This window comes from Paenibacillus sp. MAEPY2, assembly GCF_000499205.1.
In the GTDB taxonomy this organism is placed as follows: Bacteria; Bacillota; Bacilli; order Paenibacillales; family Paenibacillaceae; genus Paenibacillus; species Paenibacillus vandeheii.
Genome location: NZ_AWUK01000097.1, coordinates 1 through 6,540, shown reverse-complemented (window position 1 = coordinate 6,540; position 6,540 = coordinate 1). Strand labels below are relative to the sequence as shown.

Annotated in this window: 8 protein-coding genes; all 8 read left to right on the top strand. The window is 37.8% G+C overall.

Features of this window, described 5'->3' with window-relative positions; genetic code table 11:
* Positions 1-1,071, top strand: a 1,071-nt coding sequence (locus P364_RS37700) for a hypothetical protein (protein ID WP_036695299.1), incomplete at its 5' end; no start/stop codon positions are given.
* Entirely contained in the window at positions 1,040-1,738 is a 699-nt protein-coding gene (locus P364_RS0134590; RefSeq protein WP_024634513.1) for a glycosyltransferase family 2 protein, read from the top strand. The genes P364_RS37700 and P364_RS0134590, both read left to right, overlap by 32 nt.
* Before the next feature lie 12 nt (positions 1,739-1,750).
* Positions 1,751-2,116 carry a DUF2304 domain-containing protein gene (locus tag P364_RS0134585; protein ID WP_024634512.1) on the top strand — a complete coding sequence of 122 codons (366 nt, stop codon included), beginning with the start codon at positions 1,751-1,753 and terminating at the stop codon, positions 2,114-2,116.
* 62 nt (positions 2,117-2,178) lie between these two features.
* On the top strand, positions 2,179-2,544 hold the full coding sequence (locus P364_RS0134580; RefSeq protein WP_152532799.1) for an EamA family transporter: 366 nt from the start codon (positions 2,179-2,181) through the stop codon (positions 2,542-2,544).
* A gap of 14 nt (positions 2,545-2,558) precedes the next feature.
* The gene (locus P364_RS0134575) at positions 2,559-3,302 is read left to right on the top strand and encodes a sugar phosphate nucleotidyltransferase (protein WP_024634510.1); all 744 of its coding nucleotides are present in this window, start codon (positions 2,559-2,561) and stop codon (positions 3,300-3,302) included.
* A gap of 11 nt (positions 3,303-3,313) precedes the next feature.
* On the top strand, positions 3,314-3,880 hold the full coding sequence (gene rfbC / locus P364_RS0134570) for a dTDP-4-dehydrorhamnose 3,5-epimerase (protein ID WP_052016900.1): 567 nt from the start codon (positions 3,314-3,316) through the stop codon (positions 3,878-3,880).
* A 22-nt stretch (positions 3,881-3,902) separates the two neighbouring features.
* Positions 3,903-4,925, top strand: coding sequence for a dTDP-glucose 4,6-dehydratase (rfbB, locus tag P364_RS0134565; RefSeq protein WP_024634508.1), 1,023 nt, complete (start codon positions 3,903-3,905; stop codon positions 4,923-4,925).
* Entirely contained in the window at positions 4,925-5,797 is an 873-nt protein-coding gene (gene rfbD, locus P364_RS0134560; RefSeq protein ID WP_024634507.1) for a dTDP-4-dehydrorhamnose reductase, read from the top strand. Before rfbB ends, rfbD begins: the two co-directional genes overlap by 1 nt.
* Positions 5,798-6,540 lie beyond the last annotated feature (743 nt).

The following is a 6,540-nucleotide window of genomic DNA, read 5'->3' as shown; positions in this document are numbered from 1 at the left end:
GTATTAGTTGAATTTATAGCAATATTATCTCATAGCATCTCTGTTAAAGTGTATCAACCCGATGAATACTCTCAGTGGGCTTTTCAAGCAAAGGTGATTTTCGAAGGGAAGAGCCTTGAAAGCTTTTATGGCGGGAACGGTTTTGAAACAGGTTTCGAAAGATATCCGAGTTTTATTCCTCTTATTGCAGCGTGTTTTTATATATTCTCCAACGATATAGTTGATTCGTTCGTCAGAGTAATAGGTCCGATTTTTCTAGGATCTCTATCGATCTTCATATATTCTATTATTGTAAAGATTGTAAAGAGTCATCTTATAGCTATACTAATGGTTGGTATTTTTCTTACTTCGGGATTTGTAGTGTTTGAAATTTCCTCAGGTCTTTATGCTGACATTGCATTTTCGTACTTCTATACGATCTCGGCAGTTTTTCTTCTTTACCATCTAGTGAATAAAAAGGTGAGGTCCTTGCTCTGTTCGGCACTGTTTTTAGGAATTGCTTCGTGGGTTAAAACGGACGGTCAATATTTGATAATTATTCATCTCTTTATTTTATTGGTACACATGTTTTTAGAATATCGAAGCATAAAACTCATTAGAAATGTTAAAAATGTCCTTATTTACTTAGGGGGGGCAAGTATAATCCCGCTTACCTGGAATGCATATACAAATATTAGTAATTTCCCAGTTTCCCGTTGGAGTTTCTCTCCCCATTTTGAGTTTGTTTTTTCAATGATAAGCTCTTCGATTGAGCAGATAATGAACACCACTAATTGGGGAATGTTTTGGCCACTTTGTTTATGTATGTTGGTAATAAATTTATATCTTGGGTTTCGTAAGTACCAGATCTATGTTCTTGCTATAATCTTAGCTAATATAGCATTTTTATATCTTTCATATATCTTTATGTTCGGTATGGAAGCTCAAACGGCTGCTTCATTTTCAAGATATATTCTTAGAGTTGCCCCTTTATCATTAATATATGTTGCTTTAATTATTAAAGAATTAAAAAATACCAGAGCGTTAAGGGGGAGTGGAAATGAAGGTACTAGTAATAGTCCCGGCTTATAACGAAGAAGGTAATCTTAGTAGAACTATTAATCAATTAAAACTGTTAAACTGCTTTTATGAAATCATTGTTATAAATGATAAATCTACAGATAACACACTGAGTGTAGCTAATGAATTAGGAGTTAAAGTTATTGACTTACCATGCAACTTGGGAATTGGTGGCGCAGTTCAGACTGGTTACAAGTATGCTAAAAAAAACAATTTTGATATAGCTATTCAGGTTGATGGAGATGGACAACATGGGCCAGAGTATATTGAACAGCTGATAAGACCTATCATTGAAAAAAGTGCAGATTTGGTTATTGGTTCAAGGTATATTAACAAAGAGGGTTTTCAGTCTACACTGATAAGAAGGATTGGAATAAGTTATTTTTCGAAGCTTATATATGCTCTGACTGGTCAAATGATTACTGATCCTACATCTGGATTCAGGGCCTGCAATAAACGTGTTATTGAAATTTTCTCACAACGTTACCCAATTGATTATCCAGAGCCTGAATCAATTATGTTTTTAAAACGAAAGTACTATGAGATAGAAGAAGTTCCTGTTGTTATGAACAGCAGAGAAAGTGGTTCTTCCTCTATTACACCAATTAAATCCATTTATTATATGTTGAAAGTTTCTATAGCTATAATCATTGACAAATTGCGTAGAGAAACTGCATAGGAGAAATAAAGCATGATCTCATTTAAATTACAGATTATCTTGCTAATTGGAGCAATTCTTTCATTCTTATTAGTGGTGAACTTGATAAAAAAGTATGAACTTGAACTTAAGTATTCCATAGTTTGGATATTCACCTCGGTTATCGTTGTTATTTTATCGATATTCCCTAATTCTTTTAGTCATATATCTCATCTGATGGGCATCGAATTACCTGTGAATGCCCTGTTTTTACTAGTTATTTTTGGAGTAGTAATAATAATGTTCTCTTTAACTTTTGAAATTTCCAAATCAACAACAAAAATTAAAGAATTATCCCAAGAAATTGGTCTTTTGAAGCATGAGGTAGAGCAGCTAAAAGAAGTTAAAAAAAAGGACTGAGAATATATATGTAATAGGCTCATGGTTATTTTCATTCTTATTTAGAAAGGCGGTGAACTATTGTGAAAACTGATATTACTTTTGGTTATTTTTTACTCTTTGTAAATATCATAATGCTTGTAAGTGGACAAGCACTTTTTAAATTGGGTTTAGATAAAATGGGAGGGGTTTCGTTACATAATACTTGGAAAGCCCTATTATCGCCTACTATTGTAATAGGGTTAGTACTATACGTGGTTGCTACTCTCATATGGTTCGTTGTGTTGTCGAGGTTACCTCTTTCGACTGCTTATCCTATTCAGAGCTTAGCCTATGTATTAGGCATATTTATAGCTGCCTTCGCTTTCCATGAAACAGTGTCCATTACCAAATGGTTTGGTGCAATTATAGTTATCATAGGAGTAGCATTGATAGCATTTGAAAAATAACGGAGGTCATTCAGATGAAAGGTGTTATATTGGCGGGAGGAACTGGAACACGTCTATATCCCTTAACGAAAGTCACAAATAAACATCTTTTACCCGTTGGAAAATATCCAATGATATTTCATTCAATCCGTAAACTTAAAATGGCAGGGATTGAAGATATTCTTATTGTGACAGGAAAAGATCATATGGGCGATGTTGTAAACCTTCTGGGAAGTGGACATGAAATGGATGTAACCTTCACTTATAAGGTTCAAGATGAAGCAGGAGGGATCGCTCAGGCACTAAATCTTGCTGAGCATTTTGTAGGAGAGGATCAGATGGTTGTCATCCTGGGCGATAATGTATTTGAAGATGACATTGCCCCCTTTGTTGAAAATTTCCGCAAACAAATCTTTGGTGCGAAAATTTTAATACAGCAAGTTCAAGATCCACAACGTTTTGGAGTGGCAGAACTAGAGGGGGAGCGCATAGTATCTATTGAGGAAAAGCCGTTGATACCAAAGAGCAATTATGCTGTCACTGGAATTTATATGTTTGATAAACGTGTATTTGAGATTGTTAAAACTCTTAAACCTTCTACAAGAGGGGAATTAGAGATCACGGATGTAAATAATGCATATATTGATAGTGGTACATTAACATATGATGTGTTACATGGTTGGTGGACGGATGCGGGCACACATGCATCATTGGCGAGGGCCAACGAACTGGCTCAGGAGATTTCCTTTGGAGAGGAATTTGGGAAATTAAAGCTGTAAACGGAGAAAGGATGAAACAGTTGAAAATTAATCTTTCGAACCTTAAAAATGCCTGTTTGATCGAACCGATATTTCATGGAGATCACCGGGGGTTTTTTATGGAAAGTTACAACGACCAAGTCATGAAACAAAATGGTCTTAACTACGACTTCATACAGGATAATCAGTCTCTATCCGCACAAGCTGGTGTGCTTCGTGGGTTACACTATCAGCTCAATCCCAAAGCGCAAGCAAAACTGATTAGGGTTATCACTGGAGCAATCTACGATGTCATCGTAGATATCCGTCAAGACTCGCCAACATTTGGTCAGTGGGAAGGTTTCATCCTTAGTGAGCATAATCACCGCCAGTTGCTTGTGCCTAAAGGTTTCGCACATGGTTTTTGCACGCTCGTGCCGAACACTCAAGTCTTGTACAAAGTAGACGAATACTATTCCCCAGAACATGATCGTGGCATATTATGGAGTGACCCTACACTTGGCATAGATTGGCCTACATCCAATCCGGTTTTATCGGAGAAAGATCAAAAGCATCCACTGCTGCAGGATGCAGAGATAAACTTTAATTTTAGCTCGTGAAGATACAGGAGGTTATAATGTTATGAAACTGCTCGTTACCGGTGGGGCCGGTTTTATTGGAAGTAATTTTGTGATGTATATGCAGCAGCAGTATCCTGATTACGAGATCATTAATGTAGATGCTCTGACGTATGCAGGTAATCTAGAAAACTTGAAATCACTTGAAGGCAACACAAACCATACTTTTGTCAAAGCAGACATTACGGATGCTGCCGAAATGGAGCGCCTCATAGGTCAAGGTGTAGAAGTTGTTGTTAACTTTGCAGCCGAATCCCATGTGGACCGAAGTATTTTGGAACCGGATGTGTTTGTACGGACTAATGTGAACGGTACCCAAGCACTGCTGGAAGCTGCTAAGAAACACAATATCTCTAAGTTTGTGCAAGTATCGACGGATGAGGTGTATGGATCACTTGGTTCAACAGGTCTATTTACGGAAGAGACCCCACTACAGCCCAATAGCCCTTATTCGGCTTCCAAAGCAGGTGGAGACCTACTTGTACGCGCATATCATGAGACCTTTGGTCTGCCCGTGAACATTACCCGCTGTTCCAACAATTACGGTCCTTACCAATTTCCTGAAAAACTGATCCCTCTGATGATTTCACGTGCCCTAGCTGACGAGGCTCTGCCTGTATACGGAGACGGATTAAACATTAGAGATTGGCTCTATGTAGAAGACCATTGTAGCGCCATTGACCTTGTGATTCATCAAGGGATCACTGGTGAGGTATACAATATTGGCGGCAATAATGAACGAACCAACGTGCACATTGTTAAAACTATTTTGGAGCAACTTGGTAAGTCAGAATCCCTAATTAAATACGTACAAGACCGTCCTGGACATGATCGCAGATATGGCATCGATCCGGCCAAAACGATGTCCGAACTCGGGTGGAAGCCCAAGCATACGTTTGAAACCGGGATCAAGAAGACCATTCAATGGTATTTGGATAACAAGGAATGGTGGACCCGTATTCAGTCCGGAGTGTATCAACAGTACTATGCCAAGCAATATGGCTCTCAATTGGGAGACGTGAAGTAATGAGGGTTCTGGTTACGGGAGCAAAAGGACAACTGGGACGGGATGTCGTTCTTATTTTGGAAAAGTATGGACATTCTGTTCTTGCTTGTGATCGCGATCAGATGGATATTACGAATCAGGCACAGTGTAATAACGTCATTTCCTCATATTATCCTGAAGTGGTCGTTCATTGTGCAGCTTATACTGCCGTAGATGCAGCTGAGACGGATATCGATGGTGCGTATAAGGTGAATGCGGTGGGAACTCGCAATGTTGCTGTAGCGACAGAAAGAACCGGAGCTAAACTTATTTATATTAGTACGGACTATGTATTTGATGGTAACTCGGAAACTCCCTATCAGGAATACGATAATACGAATCCACAAAGTGTGTATGGCAAGTCTAAACGAGCAGGAGAATTACTGGTGCAGTCTTTGACCTCAAAATGGTTTGTTGTGCGTACTTCTTGGGTTTATGGCCTTTACGGGAATAATTTTGTCAAAACGATGTTGAAGTTGGGGCAGGAAAAACCAAAGTTACAGGTAGTCCATGATCAAAAAGGTTCACCGACATTTACAGTAGATCTGGCAGAATTTTTGCTTGAGCTTATGACTACAGAGAAGTATGGAATATATCATGCTTCCAACAGCCATGCATGTACCTGGTATGAATTTACTCAGGCAATTTTTGAAGAGGCACGCGCTATTAATGGACTGTCAATTCATGCTGATCTGGAACCTTGCTCAAGTGAACAATTCCCACGACCAGCCCCTCGTCCAAAAAATTCAGTACTGGATCATTTGTCGATTCGAACCAATGGGCTTTCCGATTTGCCTCCATGGCGTGAAGCGTTGTGCAAATTTTTGATCAGTCTAGGGGAATTTCGTAGCTAAAGGCATTCCTCAAACTGATTGATAATCTAGATAGGAAATGACGGATTGTCATGTTAAGTCCGACAATCCGTTTATCTTATATGTATTTGGAATTAAATTACATTAATTTACATATCCGGACATGTAGATATGCTTTTTAACTCACCTCAGTTTATTTTTTTTACCTTTGTTTTTCTAGGGTGTTTTTTACTAAGCTCCTGTGCTCCCATTATTTTTTCTAGAGCTTGGTTAGCTGCATGCTCTTTTTTCTATGGTTATTGGAACCCGCAGTATATCCCCCCTCATCCTTTTATCCATAATTGTGAATTTTTTCGTTGGACTGATTCTTATTCTGCATAAAAAAAACTCTTATCATAGGTGTTGTATTTAATTTAGGTTTATTAGGGTACTATAAATACTTTGATTTTTTCTTAGATAAAATAAATAATTTGTTCTCAATGGAATTGTCCTCGTTGGGACTTATGTAACTCTTGATAATATAGAAGATCACCTTATTAAGGTTCAATCAAGGAGAATGCAATGGAAGGCAAAGGATGAGAGTATGCCTGAGCTCTTAAATAACTACTAAATTTGTGGAGAGAAATCATTCTTAATTTTTTTCCAATAAAGGAGTTGGAGTAATCTAGGAGCTACACTTTATCGAAGTTTCCAATAGGGGTTAATAAAAAAAACTGTTAGTTAAAATATAAACTAAATTATTTCCTGCTAATTTCATCTAGATTGTTTTATAATTAGTTGATCTA